The sequence below is a fragment of the Alteromonas sp. ASW11-130 genome, from assembly GCF_026183735.1.
Classification (GTDB): Bacteria; Pseudomonadota; Gammaproteobacteria; order Enterobacterales; family Alteromonadaceae; genus Alteromonas.
This window is the reverse complement of sequence record NZ_JAPFRE010000013.1, coordinates 1-18,491: the sequence shown is the minus strand read 5'-3', so window position 1 is coordinate 18,491 and position 18,491 is coordinate 1. Positions and strand designations below refer to the sequence as shown.

19 protein-coding genes and 1 tRNA gene are annotated in these 18,491 nt (G+C 44.0%); 8 read left to right on the top strand and 12 right to left on the bottom strand.

The window, feature by feature from the left end; genetic code table 11:
• On the top strand, positions 1-180 hold a 180-nt coding region (locus OPS28_RS02700), incomplete at its 5' end, for a hypothetical protein (protein WP_265607895.1).
• Positions 181-411: 231 nt separating this feature from the next.
• On the opposite strand, the gene OPS28_RS02695 is transcribed toward OPS28_RS02700, so the two are convergent.
• The 3 genes from OPS28_RS02695 to OPS28_RS02685 all read right to left on the bottom strand — a co-directional run bounded on the left by OPS28_RS02695 (position 412) and on the right by OPS28_RS02685 (position 3,249).
• Positions 412-1,089: an SDR family NAD(P)-dependent oxidoreductase gene (locus OPS28_RS02695; protein ID WP_265607894.1), complete on the bottom strand. Its 678-nt coding sequence runs from the start codon at positions 1,087-1,089 to the stop codon at positions 412-414.
• Between the two features lie 559 nt (positions 1,090-1,648).
• Positions 1,649-2,998: a beta-ketoacyl-[acyl-carrier-protein] synthase family protein gene (locus tag OPS28_RS02690; protein WP_265607893.1), complete on the bottom strand. Its 1,350-nt coding sequence runs from the start codon at positions 2,996-2,998 to the stop codon at positions 1,649-1,651.
• Positions 2,998-3,249, bottom strand: a complete 252-nt coding sequence (locus OPS28_RS02685; RefSeq protein ID WP_265607892.1) for an acyl carrier protein — start codon at positions 3,247-3,249, stop codon at positions 2,998-3,000. Before OPS28_RS02685 ends, OPS28_RS02690 begins: the two co-directional genes overlap by 1 nt.
• 82 nt (positions 3,250-3,331) lie before the next feature.
• On the opposite strand from OPS28_RS02685, the gene OPS28_RS02680 reads away from it, so the two are divergent.
• From OPS28_RS02680 to OPS28_RS02660, 5 genes are all read left to right on the top strand, one after another.
• A complete protein-coding gene (locus OPS28_RS02680; RefSeq protein ID WP_265607891.1) occupies positions 3,332-4,114 on the top strand; it encodes a metal-dependent hydrolase in 783 nt (260 codons plus the stop codon).
• Between the two features lie 131 nt (positions 4,115-4,245).
• Positions 4,246-4,965, top strand: coding sequence for a hypothetical protein (locus tag OPS28_RS02675; RefSeq protein ID WP_265607890.1), 720 nt, complete (start codon positions 4,246-4,248; stop codon positions 4,963-4,965).
• 3 nt (positions 4,966-4,968) lie between these two features.
• Entirely contained in the window at positions 4,969-5,778 is an 810-nt protein-coding gene (locus OPS28_RS02670) for a hypothetical protein (RefSeq protein ID WP_265607889.1), read from the top strand.
• A complete protein-coding gene (locus tag OPS28_RS02665) occupies positions 5,775-7,304 on the top strand; it encodes a tetratricopeptide repeat protein (RefSeq protein WP_265607888.1) in 1,530 nt (509 codons plus the stop codon). Before OPS28_RS02670 ends, OPS28_RS02665 begins: the two co-directional genes overlap by 4 nt.
• Positions 7,305-8,247: 943 nt before the next feature.
• Positions 8,248-8,370, top strand: coding sequence for a hypothetical protein (locus OPS28_RS02660; RefSeq protein ID WP_265607887.1), 123 nt, complete (start codon positions 8,248-8,250; stop codon positions 8,368-8,370).
• Positions 8,371-8,736: 366 nt separating this feature from the next.
• Here the strand turns inward: OPS28_RS02660 and OPS28_RS02655 are convergent, their stop codons facing one another.
• From OPS28_RS02655 to miaB, 7 genes are all read right to left on the bottom strand, one after another.
• Positions 8,737-9,165, bottom strand: coding sequence for an Hsp20 family protein (locus OPS28_RS02655; RefSeq protein WP_265607886.1), 429 nt, complete (start codon positions 9,163-9,165; stop codon positions 8,737-8,739).
• A gap of 111 nt (positions 9,166-9,276) precedes the next feature.
• Positions 9,277-9,720 (bottom strand): Hsp20 family protein, encoded by a 444-nt coding sequence (locus OPS28_RS02650; RefSeq protein ID WP_265607885.1) that lies wholly within the window; start codon positions 9,718-9,720, stop codon positions 9,277-9,279.
• Between the two features lie 185 nt (positions 9,721-9,905).
• Positions 9,906-11,396 (bottom strand): apolipoprotein N-acyltransferase, encoded by a 1,491-nt coding sequence (lnt, locus tag OPS28_RS02645; RefSeq protein ID WP_265607884.1) that lies wholly within the window; start codon positions 11,394-11,396, stop codon positions 9,906-9,908.
• A gap of 15 nt (positions 11,397-11,411) precedes the next feature.
• A complete protein-coding gene (gene corC / locus OPS28_RS02640; protein ID WP_265607883.1) occupies positions 11,412-12,269 on the bottom strand; it encodes a CNNM family magnesium/cobalt transport protein CorC in 858 nt (285 codons plus the stop codon).
• A 33-nt stretch (positions 12,270-12,302) separates the two neighbouring features.
• Positions 12,303-12,773, bottom strand: a complete 471-nt coding sequence (ybeY, locus tag OPS28_RS02635) for an rRNA maturation RNase YbeY (RefSeq protein WP_265607896.1) — start codon at positions 12,771-12,773, stop codon at positions 12,303-12,305.
• An 18-nt stretch (positions 12,774-12,791) separates the two neighbouring features.
• Positions 12,792-13,844 carry a PhoH family protein gene (locus OPS28_RS02630; protein WP_265607882.1) on the bottom strand — a complete coding sequence of 351 codons (1,053 nt, stop codon included), beginning with the start codon at positions 13,842-13,844 and terminating at the stop codon, positions 12,792-12,794.
• Between the two features lie 18 nt (positions 13,845-13,862).
• The gene (miaB, locus tag OPS28_RS02625; RefSeq protein ID WP_265607881.1) at positions 13,863-15,299 is read right to left on the bottom strand and encodes a tRNA (N6-isopentenyl adenosine(37)-C2)-methylthiotransferase MiaB; all 1,437 of its coding nucleotides are present in this window, start codon (positions 15,297-15,299) and stop codon (positions 13,863-13,865) included.
• A 221-nt stretch (positions 15,300-15,520) separates the two neighbouring features.
• On the opposite strand from miaB, the gene OPS28_RS02620 reads away from it, so the two are divergent.
• A complete protein-coding gene (locus OPS28_RS02620; protein ID WP_265607880.1) occupies positions 15,521-16,702 on the top strand; it encodes an FAD-dependent monooxygenase in 1,182 nt (393 codons plus the stop codon).
• Complete coding sequence (locus tag OPS28_RS02615) at positions 16,690-16,869, top strand: hypothetical protein (RefSeq protein ID WP_265607879.1); 180 nt, start codon at positions 16,690-16,692, stop codon at positions 16,867-16,869. The genes OPS28_RS02620 and OPS28_RS02615 overlap by 13 nt, the downstream gene beginning before the upstream one ends.
• A 46-nt stretch (positions 16,870-16,915) precedes the next feature.
• Here OPS28_RS02615 and OPS28_RS02610 read toward each other — a convergent pair whose 3' ends face one another.
• Positions 16,916-18,319 (bottom strand): alanine/glycine:cation symporter family protein, encoded by a 1,404-nt coding sequence (locus OPS28_RS02610; RefSeq protein WP_265607878.1) that lies wholly within the window; start codon positions 18,317-18,319, stop codon positions 16,916-16,918.
• Between the two features lie 96 nt (positions 18,320-18,415).
• Positions 18,416-18,491 (bottom strand) — tRNA-Gln (locus OPS28_RS02605).

The window sequence follows — 18,491 nt, the reverse complement described above, 5'->3', positions numbered from 1 at the left end:
ATATTGAAGTCTTTGATCATGTGTCATTTCCGTTTTGGATATATTAATGAAATGACACAGATTTCTAAACACTACCAGCATCAGTCCGTATTTTTTCCAAATGTAGAGCACAAGCGGTCAAGGGACATCAGTGCGGTAGCATTTCGTACTGTTCTTGGATTACCACTTTTGAGCCTATAGCGTCGTCGAGGGATAAATTAATGTTTACCCAGCTTCAGACTGAAGCTAAAAAAACGCTGAGGGTGACTATCGCTGGACTTAAAGTGTATTTCTAGTGCGTCTATGTTTTCGTCGATCGGTATTTACTTAGATTGATAACTTAGGTTGTTAGCTTGACGTCTTATCCTTCGATCTGTACGTACTTTAATAAAAACCGTTAAACATCAGTGGTCGCCCCGCGATAGTTTTACTTTATCCGGCATAAATCATCTTTTTAGTCATTCCTCCATCTGTCGTTAATACCTGACCCGTAACAAAATCCGCATTAATTAAGTATTCCACGGCTTTAAACACGTCCCCGGGTCGGCCAACGCGCCCTACAGGATGTTGTTCATGATCGACATCGCGTAATTCAGTTTCATCTGTAATCCAGCCTGGCGCAATAGCATTTACACGAATATCAGGACCCAGCGAAATAGCCATGGCCTGAGTTAGAGAAACGATCCCCCCTTTTGACGCGCCATAGGAGAAATCCCCAGGTTCTGACATAAACGCTCGGGTAGAGGTGATATTGATAATACTGCTGCCAGTTTGCATGTGCTTAACGGCTTCACGACTCATCAGAAAGGTTCCGCTTAGATTGGTATTGATTACTTCCAGCCACTCTTTGTAGGACTGTTCAGCCAAGGGTTTTTTACTGTAATTAGTTTTGCCAGCACAATTAATCAGTAAGTCGAGTTTTTGCCATCCCAGTGCAGAAAAACCATGTTTTACTGATGTTTCGCTACCTACGTCACAACATACACTTTCAACCCCTTTTAAGCTGTCATTAGTATCAAAGCTGGCTACCCGCCAACCTTTATCAACAAGTTGCTTGCAAAGCTCTTTGCCTATGAGTCCGTTTCCACCTGTAACAATTGCTGTTGGCATATAAATAGAGATTTATTGAACAATATATATAGAGTAGGCCAGTTAGAGAAACTTTGATAGCAACTTTTTCGATGCGAAAAAGTGTTGTTCTATGGAGCGCTGGTTGTGGCTAGCGTAACGTTTTACATGCTCCATATCCTTTCCACAATAAGGCATATTTAAACCTTGATAGACTTTTCCAATAACTTTATGAGGCGTGGTAGAAAGTTCGTGGAAATCCACGTCGACAACTGAACTGGGGCTAATTACGCTAAGCGCTTAACGGAAAAGGCTATTCATCCACTCGTAAAGGGCAACGGACTCAGTCCAGGCATCGGCGAGTCTAGGCTTATTGTGGGTTACCCCGTAGCTTACCAATTTCAAATTAAAAAAAGCCGCTATGGCTTCCATTTTTGGACGCCGAGTCACAATAAATGTGGCGGTAGGGAAGGCCCTGCTTGTTCCGTTCCATTAGTAGGCAAATATGTCTACCGATGAAGTAGATGTCCCGGTGACTTCAGTCGCTTCATTTAGGCTGCGTTGAAATCCGTTTAGCGATAAAAAGCGTCAAGGGCGGGCATCAGTTCGTAGCTTTTAGTAACAATCCTGCATTGTGCCCGCCAAATCCATAAGAAAAGTTAGCAGCGTATTTTAATTTAGCAGAGGTCTTTTGAGTAACAAAATTTAATGGCCGAATGGGCGCCGTGAGATTGAGGCTAGGATGCATGGTACCTTGCTGTAGGCTTAAAGCGCACACAAGCGTTTCGATTGCCCCGCTTGCACCGAGGGTGTGACCTAGTAAACTTTTTGTGGAATTGATATAGGGCCGCTGCGGGTAAAGTTCCTCCAATAATCTAGATTCTAATTCATCGTTCGCTATAGTGGCGGTTCCATGGGCATTAATGTAGTTCACGTCTGATAGCGAGATGCTGGCTGACTCCGCGAGCTTAATCATCATATTTTTGATTTCTAACCCGCTGGGTTCTAACTGCATAAAGTGATGCGAATCAAACGACTCTGCGGTGCCGACGATTTCGGCCAAGGGGGAAACATTACGTTTCCTGGCGTTAGTTTCACTTTCTAATACAAGCATGGCGCAACCGCCTTCACTGTAGAGAAAGTTTTGTCTGCCTTTATCAAATGGACGGTTTACTGAATTTAGCGGTCCTTCGTAAGTGGTCAGCGTATTTAATGTATCAAAACTTCTAAATGTGCTGCCGATTTCATCTGATGTATACTCACTGCCGCCAGCAAGTGCTATATCAAGATGACCGTTTTGAATAGCGCGTGTCGCGGCGATAATTGCTTTTGCGCCTGCTGCACATGAATAGACATTGATTTGCACGTCTCCTTTTACCCCGTATTTTGTTGCTACACCTGCAGCCACAGAGTTGGGTAGAAACATCGGTAGCGAAAACGTGTTTTTACGTTTAACTTCACCAAAAAGGGCATCATAACGTGCAGTAAGGCGCTCTTTTTGTCCCTCGGGGAAATCTTGTATTTCTTTTATCACACCTCGATAAAGATCCCCCTGCAGAGACTCGTATAAGGAATTTAATCCGCCTGAGCCAGAGCCAATAAAAACACCTATACGGTAAGGGTTGTGGTTATTAATCGTAAAACAATGTTTTCTTTCTGCTTGCTGAGTGAGCGGTATATTGGCGTGTTGCAGTGCTTGATGGGTAGCGACTAAAGCATTTAGCGTAGCAGGGTCGTGCTGTGTAATTTCAAATTTTTTTAACCCCGCTGCTTTATAGTCGGGAAGAGGTAGTGGGGAATACACTTTTGATTGAGTAACGCCGAGAGATTGCCAGCCTTCGGGAATGGCTTCTACGTAAGTTTTCCCTGCCAGACATTGCTGCCAAAAAGTTTGAATGTCATTACCCAAAGCACTAACGATGCCGGCACCAGTAATAAGAACCCGAGACATTACGCTTGTTTGAGTTTGATGATGTAATCTGCAACCTGACCAATTGTTGCGTCGGAAATTTCAGCTCCCGCGCTATCCGGGATTTTACAGTTAAATACTTCTTCCAACTCCATCAACAAAGTAGCGAAATCAACTGAATCGGCATTAAGATCTTCAACCAGTTTAGTGGAAGAGCTTAATTCAGCATCCGGCAAATTCATCGAATCATGCAGCGCTTCTTTAATTTTCTCGATAACTTCGCTTTTGTCCATCACTAGCAACCTTTGAATATGTGTATGTTATACTGCCAAGCAATATACCGGAATATCAGATTGTTGCAATTGGGAGTTTACATTGCAGGCCGACAAGTTTATGACACCACTTACAACGCCTATATCAATGAGTTGGTTAGACGATGATGTGTTTGCTACGACCATAATGAACGCATTTTCAATTGGTTTGCCGGTAGGTGAGCGATTCTTCATAAAGTCACTAAAGGAACATATGTCCTTACTCGATAATGAAGATTTGGTTACCCAATGCACTATCTTTATTGAACAGGAAGTAAACCATTCAAAGCTTCATCAAGCCTACAACAAACGTTTTTGTGAAACGAACGGCCTTGACTTAGGCGAGTTGGAAGCGCCTTTTATAAACGCATTTCATTACTTAAATAGTGAAAGAACGCCTCAAATAAGGCTGGCTACTACTGTGGCAATTGAGCATTTAACTGCCATTACCTCAACGCTCGTTTTTGAAGAGCGTGATTGGGCGGCACCTGATGCGCATTTGATAAAACGTTTCTGGGCGTGGCACTGTTTTGAAGAATTAGAACATTGCTCAGTGGCCTTTGATGTCTATCAACAAGTATATGATGAACGAGAAGTGCTTCGCGAAGTGTTCGATAATACCTTAGCGGACTTGATACGACTATATAAGCTCACTGCGTTTTCCATCGTGGTGCGAACGCGCAGTAATATCAAAGCATTTCGTCAATGGCTTGAAACGGGAAACACCTATAGACATTTCGATTACGCATTCCAACAATTTTCAGCTGGAATTGCGGCATTTCATACTGCTCATTTCCATCCGACCCACCACTTTACTGTACCCGCTCACGCCAAACCTGTCAGATAAATTTACACATGCCATATGGTTTGTTCTTTGCGTTAAGTTAAGTGATTGAATAAAACGGTTATTTTATTCTTGGTCTGAATGTTGCTTAAAGACTGCCGGAAAGCACACATTATTTTGTTAGGATGAAGTAGATGAACAAATTTTGGACTATTGCTGGGATGGCTTTCGCAGCGCAAGCTAACGCAGGTATTATCTCCCATCAAACTATGGGGTGGGATGCATCGCTCGATATCGACGGGGATGGCTTCGAAGACTTCTTTAGTGGTATTTTAACGGGTAGTGGAAGTACTGAGCCGGAAGCCCTCCCTGACGGTCGGTTTATGCAACATACGTATGATGTTGAAGGTTTTTTCTTCGGTAATAGCCTCAATACCATCTGGTCGACAGCATTTATTGACGAAGGTACACGCATATCTGACGGTCTATTGACCTGGGATAACCCATTTGTTCCTGTCTTTGAAGATCGTACTTACACGGGCACTCAATATGGTACGGGAAGTGAGGATTGCATCCCATCCGAGATTTGTGGTTATAAGTATCTCTGGGAACCGCCGGTGCCTTATGAAGGTGACGTTCTGGAAGAAACTATCGAGTCTGAGCTCGCAGGTAGAGGAATAATCGGCTTCGCGCTTGGCTCAATTGATGGCTTCCGCTTTGGCTGGATGGATATCCAATTTACCCGCGAGGAAATAACTATATTTGAAGGTGCGCTATCGGATCGTACTAACGAAGAAATGGTCGCGGGTCAATATCGTCCTGCGGAGGTGTCTACCCCTGCAACTTTAGGTTTACTCGCTACTGGTTTGGCAATGGGCGCTGTTGCTCGTCGTCGGCGTTTACACACGAAATAGGGTGTGATTCACCTTTTACATAGCTCGCCATCGGCAGCGCAGCTAAGTCAATTATTTGGCCTGGAATTACCTGTTCAGGCCATTTCTTCACCCATAGAGGTATTCTCATTTCAAGGTGAAACAGAACGCGAGATTAATTTTGCGCTTGCGTCTACGCCTTATTTCCGATACCACAGTTATCGTTTGTTTTTGCCGATCGATTTTAGTAATTTATCGGAAAGGGATATAAACCGACTTACTGAGCAAGCAATTCTATTAGCGAAAAAGTGGGGTGCGAAACGTTTGTTGGTTATCACCAAAGATATGGCAGATCACCAGGTGTTCACATCCTGGCAGCAAAATAGTCAGCATCATGTTACTCTCAAACCCGATATGGAACAAACAGTAAGTTTCGTTGAAAAGTTTAAATACCCTCACCGTTATAGCATTGAGCAACTGACCAATACCAATAAGAAAGATGCCCACCAATTTATAAGAGAGCAATTAGGACATTCTGCTTTAGTGACGTCCAAAGTAGATCCGGACGTATCGCTATTAGCTTATTCATCGCAGTGCGAAGAGGTAGCTGCATGTTTACTCGGGCAATCAAGCGGTAAGCAATTGCATATTCATGCATTAGCCATCGCCCCAGCATATCAGCGCTCGCCGCTTTATTTGTTTATGCTCTACCAGTTATCTAAAGTGGTAGTGCGTAATAGTATTAAAGAATTGACTTTTTCTTTTTTTGACAGCAATCCAATGGTGAAGCAATTAACTATGCGGAGTAAACAGGTATCGACGATTGAAGAATTTTATTTGCATATAGACTTATGACAACGCTTACCCTATCAATTGAAAAATGTGGTTCACATAGCGCCAACTTTGACACCGTTTGCTCTTCGTTGGCTATTCGCACTGCGCGGATAGCAGAATTTTCTTCGCCATTTTTAGGTAATGCCGCTAATTTTGGTATAGCCTTGTCAACCTCGAAGCACCCACTACTCCATAACCTCTATCTGCCCGGCGTGTATGCGGCCGAGCTAAATCTATTGAGGCCACTTGCTAGGCATGATTTAGCCTATCCGCATAGTTGGGAACAAAAGCCAGAACGCTTTTGGTCAGTCAATTGGCCCGCGACGCGCACGGTTGAACCATTTGATAGTAGCGTATATTTAGCGCCGGAATTTCTCCATCCCAGCGGAAGTCATTTTGTAGAGTGGCCGGTATGGATTGGCGCGTATTCAGGGATGTCACATGATCAGGCCCAAGCCCTACGCATGCATCCTGAAGATCTATTGGCAGAAGATTTTGAGGGGTTAGCGCAGTTGCAAAGACTCGCCAGCCACCCAGAGAAATCTTCAATCCTCCGACATGCGGTTTCGGTGACAACCTCTATTCAAAATTTTTGCCGTTTTTTCTGTTCACGCTATCCGGAGCGTGGTGGTTACGTGCAGTGGCCTTTTTTTAGCATCATAGAGCCTCTATACCGCCAAGAAAATGAGAAAACGAAAGCAGAATTGATGCAAGTTGCGGGGATTTTTCTCAGCAGTTTGAGAGAAATGTTTACCCACATGGTGGTGGTCGGTGAAGGCGCAGACTATACCTCACGGGAAAATAACCCTTCAATGACGTATATATGGAGCGATATTGACGGATTTGTGAATGACAACATTGAAGGTTGGCAAGACGCTAGCGAACAGATAGCGACCCTTAATAACTTAGCTAAGCCGACTGATCCTCAAGAATACACTCCAGTTTTGCCTGACGAAACATTACCAAAGCCACTATTAGTGCAATCCTGGGTGACAAAAGCTGAGCTGTTGCGATTAGAAGGGCGTTTCACCGACGCGTTAGCGAGCTATTTACGCGCTCATAAGCTCGATCCAAATAATCAAGCTATCGCTATTAAAGCGATGCAACAAAGTCTGGAATTAAATGACGTCGATACTGCGAGTCAGGTTAATGAGAGCCTTAAAACGAATAACCCAAACATTCATTATCAACTTTTGCTGCGGTTTTTAGCATTGCTAAAAGACCCGGGTGAACCGTTTGAAATGATAAATACCGTAACAGTGGGTAGCACAATACAAATGCAACTTGCGGCATTAATTTCGCGTTCTCCAGCACGGGAAATTTCGGCTCAGTTCTACAAAGAAATACATTCTCTTTTCACGGATACCTATGCACATGCGATTGCGCTTTCAACGTTACGCCATTTTAAAGGCCTGAAAGAACGATTTGCACGATTGATTGAAATGATGCCCGCCAGCCAGTCTACCAACAAAATTCGTGATCAATTGATGAGCGAAGCCTTAGCGCGGGGTGACTTAGCTGAACTGACGCGATTTAATAAACGTTAACGTAGGTAAATATCAATCTGTCTTTGTAGCTTGTTTTATAGCGATCTGCATTAATGTTTATTCGCGCAGCGCAAGCATTGAGGAAGCTCCGCTCTGGGAGGGATAAGGGATAGATCCTTGCTGAGAATATTAGGTGGAAAGAGCTGGCTAGTTTACTATCGGTGCGTGTTGATGAGCGAGATACCGCTTTTCCTCAGCAGGAATATTTACCTATTTTCCAGTTTTCGTGCCACTTATTAGCAGTGCATTGCGAAAAATTTAGTAACACCGAATAGCAGCTATTATCTTTGCAGAAGTAGTGAGACAGTTCGCTGCCAATATGAAGCAACGCAATACAACATTTGGCCGGGCACCTCTTTACAAAAATACATTATTAATAGTGTCGGATAATTTTACACCTGCTTCATTTTTCAGGTTATTCACTTTTTTAAAATGGCGTCTTTTCAATGATGTATGTTTAAGTAACCAAGTTACCTATAATGCGTTAATAGATAAAGCAGGAATAAAATATGAATAAGTTGTGCTCGATTACTGGATTAATGGTTTTCTCGCAGACCGACGCTGAAGGTATAGATTTCACGCCTCTGACGGTTAATGGGGTACTACGTTCGATATTAACTTAGATGGAGAAGACAACTTCCAGTTTGCTACCGGTTGTAACGCAAGCAGTCAAACCGAGATGGAACTGAGTGATAGAGATAACATCATGTATGAGAGTCATTTCTATTCCGTGGCTCTCTCTTATCTACAAAGCTATAAAGCGCCGCATGAGATGGGGCACTAAAAACGGGCTTCGTCATTTATTGACAGTGGTACTCAAGTCGATAGCTCCTCAAACTTTCATTCCGGTCATAGTTTAATTTGCGAATATAGAGGATATTTTGGCACTAAGTATTTAGCAAAATATCCAGATCGACCGGATTGTAAACTGGAATGAAGCATAATGGTTAATCTTGCGGGGGACGAAGGTGAAGAGACGGTGCATCACGATTTGTTCGGCAGAGGGCTGATAGGCTTCACTTTAGAAGAGTGTGGCGGTGCTCACGGTTCTTGGTCAGATATTTAGTTTAGCGAAACTGAGATTTTTATTTTCGGTGGCAAATGCGGGACGACAGCGAATAGAGAAGTTCGCACGCCATACGCTGAGGTAACTACACACCCGCGATATTAGGCTTGTTAGCTACAGGATTGGCGATAGGAGCCCTAGCACGTCGCCAACGTATACAGGTAAAGAAAAGTGTTTAGCAGGTTACGTGATTTTCCTGAAAGACAATTAAGGCCACGATGCGTTTTTGCCATAGCCGTTAGGTTATTAAATCCCACAATAAGAACATTATAAACTTATGTGTTCAGTAAGAGAGTAATATAGGAAAGTATCGAATAAAACGCGGCCAGGGAGGGCCGCGTTTATTGGCTTAGCTTTTCAGATTATTTAGCGAGTACCGATAGCAATCTGCTTTGGCTTTTTCTCTTCAGGAATAACCCGCTCCATATCAATATGAAGTAAGCCATTTTCAAACTCTGCTTCGCGAATTTGAATGTGTTCACCCAACTGAAACTTTCGTTCGAAGTTGTGTTGTTCAATTCCACGATGTAAAAACTTACGCTCATTCTCATCCGTGGATTGGTCACTCTTTGCCGTCACCTTTAACGTGGTATCTTCAACAGTAAGGGTAAGTTGTTCTTTACTGTATCCGGCTAGTGCCATAGATACCCGATAACGGTTTTCATCCAGCGATTCAATGTTATAAGGCGGAAAGGTTTCCGTGCTTGGCATCGCCGTGCTTGATTCAAGCGCAGACGCTAAACGGTCAAAACCAATAAATGAACGGTAAAGTGGTGATAAATCTAATGTACGCATAATCATATCCTCAATATTAAGCAATATGCATTGTTGTCGCCCCGACCATTCGGCAGCGAGCTTGTCTATAAAAGTTGTAAAGTGAGCCTGGGGGCCAGGCCCACTAAGAATTTAGTTATTTTCGATTAAACGGCTACCAATTTCGATTTGGCGTGGTTTTTTGGCTTCTGGGATAACACGCTCCATATCAATATGGAGTAAGCCATTTTCCATGTCTGCAGCCAGCACTTTGACATGGTCGCCCAACTGAAATTTACGTTCAAAATTACGTTCTGAAATACCTTTATGCAAGAATTTACGCTCGGCATCTTTATTACCGTTGTCTTTCTTGCCTGTCACTGTCAGGGTATTATCCTGCACTTCAATAGTGACATCATCTTTGCCAAATCCGGCAATTGCCATCGTGACGCGATACTTGTCTTCAGCAAGCAGTTCTATGTTATAGGGGGGATATCCACTTTGTTTTTCAGCGCGTGTTGCGGCGTCAACAAGTGAAGCTAAATGGTCTGAACCGATAAACGAACGGTATAGTGGAGATAGATCGATATTACGCATAGTCATATCCTCAATAATAAGCAATATGGTTAAATAAAGTGCCCCGAACTTCGGCGGCGGTTTTGTCAACCTGACTGTTCAGCGTTGACACTTACATATATCGGTATAGACAAATATTTTTCAATATTTTTTTTGAAAAAAATTTCGATATTTAGTTAACTCATTGAAAATACGTGTTTTTAAATTTAACGGCGACCTTTACGCAAATAAAGAGCCCATCCAAACAGGGTTATTACTAATGTAAAGGGGGCAAGATCACCCCAAAAACGATATGGCGTTTGGCCGCGGGTAACGGCCACTGGCGACGTCAGGGAGCCTGCTTCGAATTGCGGCAGTCTTGAGGTCACCTCGCCGAATGGGTTGATAAATGCAGTAATCCCATTATTAGTCGCTCTAATTACCGATTTACCCGTTTCTAATGCGCGCATCTGTGCGATTTGTAAGTGCTGTGCCGGACCGTGCGAACGACCAAACCAGGCATCATTGCTTACCGTCACAATAATATCTGTATCGCTTTGAACATTGGCCAAGACTTGACGGGGAAACGCTATTTCAAAGCATAAAGCTGGGGCTAATTTGAGCCCGTTGGCTACAAGGTTCGCTTGCTGAAAGTCTCCACGTGAAAACGACGACATAGGTAAATCGAACAACGGCGCTACATTTCGCAACCATTCTTCAAAAGGCACAAATTCACCAATAGGCAACAGATGATGTTTAGCATAGCGATTAGGGTGAAAGTAGGAATAGTTACCTTGCTGAGCATCTTCCTCTTTCTTGCCTAATACAATCATACTGTTCCACGCCGCTTTCGTTTCATGATTGTAATTAACTATGCCGGTAACCACGCTGGTGTTATGTTTTGCGGCTACTTTATCAAGATTAACCAAATAATCTATCGCAAGCGGCTCAAGTTTGGGAATAGCGGCTTCGGGCCAAAGAATTAAATCACTTTCCCACAAAGGTTCAGTCAGTTTGCGGTATTTTTTCATAGTGGGACGATCTTGCTCTGGCGTCCACCTTAATGATTGCGCAATATTGCCTTGGACCATTGACACCTGAACGGTTTTATCCAGGTTTACCCATTGATAGTTACTCGCAATATAACCACTTAAAAACACTACCGTATAGATTATGCAAATGCGTAACCAGTGAAGCTTAAATTGATACACCGCTAACGTGGTCGAAAGTAAAATAATTAACGCGGTAACGCCCGTTTCACCAATCACGGGAATCCACCCGCTGATAGGGCTTTGTAGCTGGCTATATCCAAGGGATAACCAGGGGAAGCCGGTTAGCACCCAACTTCGTAACCATTCACCAATAAACCAGAAGAAAGGTAAAGCGAGCGGCCATAACATCGGCTGGAAATATTTTTTAGTCAGCCAGAACGACATTGCTGCATACATGGCTAAATAAGCGCTCAGCAGCGCCATTAGGCCAATTGAGGCTAGCAATGGCAAGCCGCCATAATCAGCAATACTAACGTGCACCCAACTGATACCAGCGCCAAACCAACCAAAACCAAATAGCCAACCGGTAAGGAAGCCATTTTTGCTACGGGCAAGCTGATAAACGGCAATAGCAACCGCGAGGAAGGTCACCGGCCATAAGTGAAAAGGAGCAAAAGCAAAAGTTAAGCTTGCGCCGCTCAATAAAGTCAGCGCATGGGGTAACATCCGTTTCAGTGTAAACTACTCCAAAGAGGGGATAACAACCTTTAACTGCACTAATCGACGCTTATCGCAGTTTGTTACTTTAAAATGAATATCACCAATGGTGATCTCATCATTTGTAGCAGGCATATGGCCAAAGGCTTTCAATACAATACCGCCAATGGTATCGGCTTCTTCTTCGCTAAAATTGGTTTCAAAAAATTCATTGAAATCATCTACAGCGGTCAGCGCCTTAACTGAATAGGTATACTTGTTTAGTGGCCGAATATCATCAGTCCCATCTGCTTCGGTATCATATTCGTCTTCAATTTCACCCACAATCAGTTCGAGAATATCTTCGATTGTGACAAGGCCTGACACACCGCCGTATTCATCCACGACAATCGCCATATGGTAACGCTGCTGGCGGAATTCTTTTAAAAGTACGTCCACGCGCTTACTTTCAGGTACGATGACCGCAGGGCGGATCACGTCTTTTAATCGGAATTCGGTCTCAGAGTTGAAGGCATAGCTTAATAAATCTTTGGCCAGCAGAATGCCTTCGATGTGATCTTTGTCTTCGCTGATAACAGGAAAGCGAGAATGGGCTGACTCTAAGACCGTGGGTAAAAACTCTTCAACACATTGATTGATATCAATGGTGGTCATCTGTGTACGTGGAATCATGATATCGCGGACGCGCATGTCATTAACACCTATGACACCTTCAATCATTTCCCGGGTTTGTGGATCGATTAGTTCGCGTTGTTCAGCTTCAGTAATAACTTCAACTAAATCTTGTTTGCTTTGCGGCTCTCCTGTGAAGGTTAGCTTTAATTTGTCTAACCAGTTTCTGCTCGAAGAGCCGTTGGTAGAGTGGGGGTTATCGTCGCTCATAATTTTCGTTTTCTGACTTATTCAAAACTTACGTTAATGTTCTTGATAAGGGTCGTCAATGCCTAATTGAGACAAAATGTGTATTTCTAATGCTTCCATTGTCTCAGCCTGATCATCGTCAATGTGGTCGTAGCCCAATAGATGTAACGTACCATGTACAATCATATGGGCGTAATGGTGAGGTATCTTTTTGTTTTGTTCGTGAGCTTCCTGCTCAATGACGGGCACACAAATAACTAAATCGCCTAACAAGTTTAGCGTAACACCCGGCGGAGCTTCAAAGGGAAAAGAAAGTACATTTGTTGGCTTTTCTTTACCCCGATAGGTACTATTTAATGCTTGCGATTCATCATTTTCGACAAACCGCACGGTAAGCTCTTGTTGTCCCACTTTAAGGTGGTTTAACACTAAGCTAACCCACTTTTCAACGTCTGCGACAGAGGGTAAGTTTTTTTCATAAAAACTCCCTTCACAGGCAATTTGATAATCAATAATCGCATTCATAGATAACAAAATATTGTGCTAAGAAGATGGGTTATCTGCTGCTTGTTCAACGCTTTTGGCTTCCTGCTTACGTTTTTCAGCGCGTAGTTGTTCTTGCTCCGAATCATGTTCTTCGTATGCTCGTACGATTCGGGCGACAACTGGGTGACGAACTACGTCATCTGCGTTGAAGAAATTAAAGGAAATGTCATTGACTGATTTAAGCACTTCGATGGCGTGACGCAACCCTGAACGTGCTCCTCGGGGAAGGTCAACCTGTGTGATATCCCCTGTGATCACAGCTTTAGAGTTAAAGCCAATACGGGTTAAGAACATCTTCATTTGTTCAACTGTAGTATTTTGACTTTCATCTAAAATGATAAACGCGTCATTAAGCGTGCGACCACGCATATATGCCAGTGGCGCAACTTCAATTACATTGCGCTCCATAAGCTTTTCCACCTTTTCAAAACCGAGCATCTCGAATAAAGCGTCATAAAGTGGTCGTAGGTAAGGATCGACTTTCTGAGATAGATCGCCCGGTAAAAATCCTAGTTTTTCACCTGCTTCAACAGCGGGGCGAGTGAGCAATATCCGACGAATCTCCTGACGTTCTAATGCATCCACCGCACACGCGACCGCTAGGTAGGTTTTACCTGTACCGGCTGGACCAATTCCGAAACTGATATCATGATTAACGATATTAGCAACATACTGCCCCTGGTTTGGATTTCGAGGCTTGATAACCCCTCGTTTGGTACGTATGTGAACTTCCTTACCGTAATCGCCCGAGGATGAGCGTTCGAGGCACTGGCTTTCCTGAATAGCAAGATGGACCTGTTCTGGTCCGAGTTCCTGCACTACGCCTTTAACGGGTTGGGTTTCAATATACAAAGACTTGAGTATTTCCGAGGCTCCTTCAATCTGACGGGGCTCGCCTAATACCTTGAACACGTTGTTGCGGTACCCAATCTCTACGCCTAATCGGCGTTCAATTTGTTTGATATTGTCATCAAACGGTCCACATAAATTAGACAAACGGCGATTGTCAGCAGGCTCTAATGCAACTTCTACGCTATCTACAGTGCTCAAATTATCTTTTACCTCTCGTTATACTGATGGAACAAATTGGGCTACACCCAGTTCATCAGGTTGGTTAGCCTGACGCTTTGCAGTGATAGATTGGGGCGAAATTGCAACACGCAAGCCCATATCTTTTTCGCGACGCACTACATCGCCACGTAAGGAGTTGGTAAACACGTCGGTAATTTGGATATCAACAAATTCGCCAATCATGTCCCGAGAACCCTCAAAATTCACAACACGATTATTTTCAGTACGACCTGACAGCTCCATTGGGTTCTTTTTAGAAGGCCCTTCTACTAAAATACGTTGTTCGGTGCCCACCATATTGCGCGCAATACGCAGGGCTTGCTGACTAATTCGCTGCTGGAGTAAGTACAACCGTTGTTTCTTGGTCTCTTCGCTGACATCGTCTATCGCATCTGCGGCAGGGGTACCAGGGCGAGCGCTATAGATAAAACTGAAACTTAAGTCGTAATCAATTGCCTGAATGAGGTCCATAGTGGCTTCGAAATCTGCATCGGTTTCGCCAGGAAAACCGATAATAAAGTCAGAAGACATACTGATATCAGGTCGAATTTTGCGTAGCTTTCGAATTTTCGACTTGTATTCTAACGCCGTATGGCCGCGCTTCATCAAATTCAAGATACGATCAGAGCCACTTTGTACCGGTAGATGCAGATGATTCACTAATTCCGGAATGCTCTCGTATGCAGCAATGATATCATCGGTAAATTCTACTGGATGTGACGTGGTATAACGTATACGGTCAATGCCATCAATTGCGGCAACCATTTCAAGTAGCTCAGCAAAACGACAAATGCTCCCATCGTGGTGATCACCGCGGTAGGCGTTCACATTCTGCCCCAAAAGGTTCACTTCGCGTACACCTTGCTCGGCTAACTGAGCGATTTCCAGAATAACATCATCTACCGGACGACTGACTTCTTCACCTCGCGTATAAGGGACTACACAAAACGTACAATATTTAGAACAACCTTCCATTATAGAGACGAAAGCAGTGGGTCCTTCGGCGCGCGGCTCGGGTAAACGGTCAAATTTTTCAATTTCCGGGAAGCTGACGTCTACTACCGACTTTTCGCCACTTTGAATTTGATTAATCATTTCTGGCAGGCGATGAAGTGTTTGTGGGCCAAACACCAAATCGACAAAAGGCGCACGTTGGCGAATGGCATCACCTTCCTGAGAGGCCACGCAACCACCTACACCAATAATCAGCTCAGGCTTGTCTTTCTTCAGCATTTTCCAACGACCAAGTTGGTGAAACACTTTTTCCTGTGCTTTTTCACGGATTGAACAAGTGTTCAACAGGATTACGTCGGCGTCCTCAGGCTCCTGTGCCAAAGCATATCCATGCGTTGAATCTAGTAGGTCTGCCATCTTTTCTGAGTCGTACTCATTCATCTGACAGCCCCAGGTTTTAATGTACAGCTTTTTGTTCATAATGACCGTTTGTGTAAAGTATATAAGTTAAGCCAGTGTCGAACGAGAAAATGACACCTGACGTATCCAGAGGTGAATAAAATAGCCGCATATTTTACCTGCTCTGGTACGTATTTCCCAGTGCTAAGTGATAGAGATTGTAATTTTGCGTTGAATTTGCTTTACACCATGACAGTTTGCCTGGCAAAGGCCATAATAGAAATGGACTTAAAGGAATGATCATGAAAGACTTTTGTATAATGGGCTCGGGTATGGTCGGGGCCACTCTTGCACTTGGACTGGTGAGCCAGGGCCATAGTGTTGTGTTAATTGAACGCGATATGCCCGCACTATTTTCACCCGAACAACCACCTGATCTGCGGGTGTCGGCACTTTCAGTGGCATCGGTAGACCTTTTAAAAGCCCTGGGCGCGTGGGACCATATCCAGCATACACGTCTTCGCGCTTACAGCCAGTTATCGGTTTGGGAAACGGAAACATCAAGAACCGATTTTACAGCGGAATTATTAGGCCTACCTGAGTTGGGATATTTCGTTGAAAATCGTCTACTGCAACTCGGCTGTTTGAAAGAATTGGAGAGCAAAGACAATTTTGAACTTATTACTTCGAAAAAAGCCAAGTCAATAAATGTTAATGATTCACAAAGGGCAATAATTCGCTTTGAGGATGAACAGGAAGTTGAAGCACGTTGGTTAATAGGGGCCGATGGCGCGCGCTCTCAAGTTCGACAGTCTGCTAAAATAGGTACTTCGGGCTGGCAATATGAGCAACATGCGCTAGGTGTAATCGCTAAGATGCATAATGTGCAAACCACCACAACCTGGCAGCAATTCACACCGGATGGGCCAAGAGCTTATTTGCCAATGTACGATGATTTTGCTGCACTAATTTGGTATGACAGCGCGGAAATGGTTAAATCACTTTCCGCAATGAATCCCAGCATGTTGAAGCAAAAAATAATTGACGCATTCCCCGACTGCCTAGCGTCGTTTGATGTAGTCTCTTCAGCAGCCTTTCCGTTAACCCGCAGCCATGCAAGTCAATATGTAAAAGGCAATGTAGTATTAATAGGCGATGCTGCGCATACTATAAATCCGTTGGCAGGGCAGGGCGTTAATCTGGGTTTTAAAGATATAGAAGCACTGCTTGCTATAACCGCAGAAAGTGACGTATCCGCGCATCAGGTATTTCGGACCAAACTTCAAAATAATTATGAGCGACCACGTAGGCGTGATAATTTAGTGATGATGTCGGCGATGGATGGATTCTATACCCTATTCAGCAACGATATTTTACCATTAAAACTGGCGCGTCAATCCCTCCTATCGTTGGCGCAACATTTACCGATGGGCAAAAAGCACATACTTAAATATGCATTAGGATTAAATGAATGGAAGTTATAGTCATTATTGGGATCCTGTTCCTGGCGCTTTTTCTGGTTATACCATTAATCGAACGATCAAAAATGCGCATTAGCAGCGAAGAGTCGGCAAAAATAGCGCGTTGGATTTGGCCGCTAGTGATGATTGCGCTTATTGTTCAACTCATTATGATGATGGTGGGAGGGTAGATAGACTACCCTCCTGAATCAATGCGAAGATGTATTCGATTTAGCTTTACCAGATCCCTTTTTCAGACGTGCCTTGAATTTCGCAATCGCCTCTTCGATATTCCGGCTTTTCACCTTTGGCATGTTTGGCGAAATAGTCTTTGCTTATGGAAACAATGGTGGGCGTGAGCCAAATGATGGCAACAATATTAATCACCGTCATTAATCCTAACGCCATATCTGCCAACGCCCATACTTGGGGTAAGGCGGCCATTGACCCCCAGAAAATCATAGCCAGATAACCCACAGTGTAAGCCGCTCTGCCGGGCCTGTTATCTAATTTAAACATATGTAGATTACTTTCGCCGTAAGCATAATTTGCCACCACTGATGTGAAGGCAAACAGGCAAATGGCGGCAGCGACAAAATCTGTACCCCCACTGCCCACGTGCCAGCTCATCGCATCCTGCGTCATTCGTATTCCTTCCATCTGGTCTTGCGCAGAACCACCAGCAAGTAAAATGATAAACGCGGTAGAGGTACATAAAATCATAGTGTCCAAAAATACACCTAACATTTGGATATAGCCTTGGGTTACTGGGTGGTTAGGGTTCGGAGTTGCAGCGGCAGCGGCATGGGGCACACTTCCTGAGCCCGCTTCGTTAGAATATAAGCCTCTTTGAATGCCATTTTTGATTGCAGCCCCCAGTGCGCCGGCGCCCGCTTCTTCCAAACCAAACGCCGAGCGAATGATGTGCATAAGTAATTCGGGAACTTCTGAGATATGTAAAAACGTGACCAGTAAAGCTGCAATAACATAGCCAATCCCCATGAAGGGCACTACCCATTCAGCAAAACGTGCAATACCACGAAAACCACCCACCACAATTAACGCAGCTAACGCAATTATTACGACCCCAGACCAATGCGTGGGAATGTCATACGCGTTGTTTAACGCATCTGTAATGGTGTTGGCCTGAACTGCGCTGAATACGAAGCCATAACCAAGAAAGAGGCACAGTGAAAATAATATTGCTAACCAGGTTTTATTAAGACCCTGTTTGATGTAGTAAGCTGGACCGCCGCGAAATTCCCCATTTTCATCATGCACTTTATAGAGTTGGCCTAAGACACTTTCGGCAAAGCCCGTCGCCATACCTAAAAATGCAATAACCCACATCCAGAATATCGCCCCGGCACCGCCTAGTGAAATGGCTACCGCGACACCCGCTAAATTACCCGTGCCCACGCGAGCTGATAAGCTGGTACAGAGCGCCTGAAAGGAACTTATCCCTTCTTTAGTGGAGTTACCGCTGCCTCTGAGTAAGGCAAACATATGGATAAAATGCTTAAGCTGAACGCCACCTAATCTGACTGTAAACCAAACGCCGCAGCCGACTAACATGAAAATAAGAACTTGCCCTTCACCCCAGAGCACATTATTAATGGCGTCAACAATCTGATTAACCACGCACTTTTCCCTGAATTATTATCTTTCAGAATAGTCTGCCGACCTTTGAGGGGAGTGTAAAGCAAAAAAGCCGACGCAATGGTCGGCTTTAGAATATGGCTGGGGTAGCAGGACTCGAACCTACGAATGGCGGGATCAAAACCCGCTGCCTTACCAACTTGGCTATACCCCA

Bases quoted from the DNA above. Each gene is read 5' to 3' on its own strand.
- OPS28_RS02695 (WP_265607894.1), bottom strand. From the start codon at position 1,089: ATGCCAACAGCAATTGTTACAGGTGGAAACGGACTCATAGGCAAAGAG.
- OPS28_RS02690 (WP_265607893.1), bottom strand. From the start codon at position 2,998: ATGTCTCGGGTTCTTATTACTGGTGCCGGCATCGTTAGTGCTTTGGGT.
- OPS28_RS02685 (WP_265607892.1), bottom strand. From the start codon at position 3,249: ATGGACAAAAGCGAAGTTATCGAGAAAATTAAAGAAGCGCTGCATGAT.
- OPS28_RS02675 (WP_265607890.1), top strand. From the start codon at position 4,246: ATGAACAAATTTTGGACTATTGCTGGGATGGCTTTCGCAGCGCAAGCT.
- OPS28_RS02665 (WP_265607888.1), top strand. From the start codon at position 5,775: ATGACAACGCTTACCCTATCAATTGAAAAATGTGGTTCACATAGCGCC.
- OPS28_RS02660 (WP_265607887.1), top strand. From the start codon at position 8,248: ATGGTTAATCTTGCGGGGGACGAAGGTGAAGAGACGGTGCATCACGAT.
- OPS28_RS02655 (WP_265607886.1), bottom strand. From the start codon at position 9,165: ATGCGTACATTAGATTTATCACCACTTTACCGTTCATTTATTGGTTTT.
- OPS28_RS02650 (WP_265607885.1), bottom strand. From the start codon at position 9,720: ATGCGTAATATCGATCTATCTCCACTATACCGTTCGTTTATCGGTTCA.
- lnt (WP_265607884.1), bottom strand. From the start codon at position 11,396: ATGTTACCCCATGCGCTGACTTTATTGAGCGGCGCAAGCTTAACTTTT.
- corC (WP_265607883.1), bottom strand. From the start codon at position 12,269: ATGAGCGACGATAACCCCCACTCTACCAACGGCTCTTCGAGCAGAAAC.
- ybeY (WP_265607896.1), bottom strand. From the start codon at position 12,773: ATGAATGCGATTATTGATTATCAAATTGCCTGTGAAGGGAGTTTTTAT.
- miaB (WP_265607881.1), bottom strand. From the start codon at position 15,299: ATGAACAAAAAGCTGTACATTAAAACCTGGGGCTGTCAGATGAATGAG.
- OPS28_RS02620 (WP_265607880.1), top strand. From the start codon at position 15,521: ATGAAAGACTTTTGTATAATGGGCTCGGGTATGGTCGGGGCCACTCTT.
- OPS28_RS02615 (WP_265607879.1), top strand. From the start codon at position 16,690: ATGGAAGTTATAGTCATTATTGGGATCCTGTTCCTGGCGCTTTTTCTG.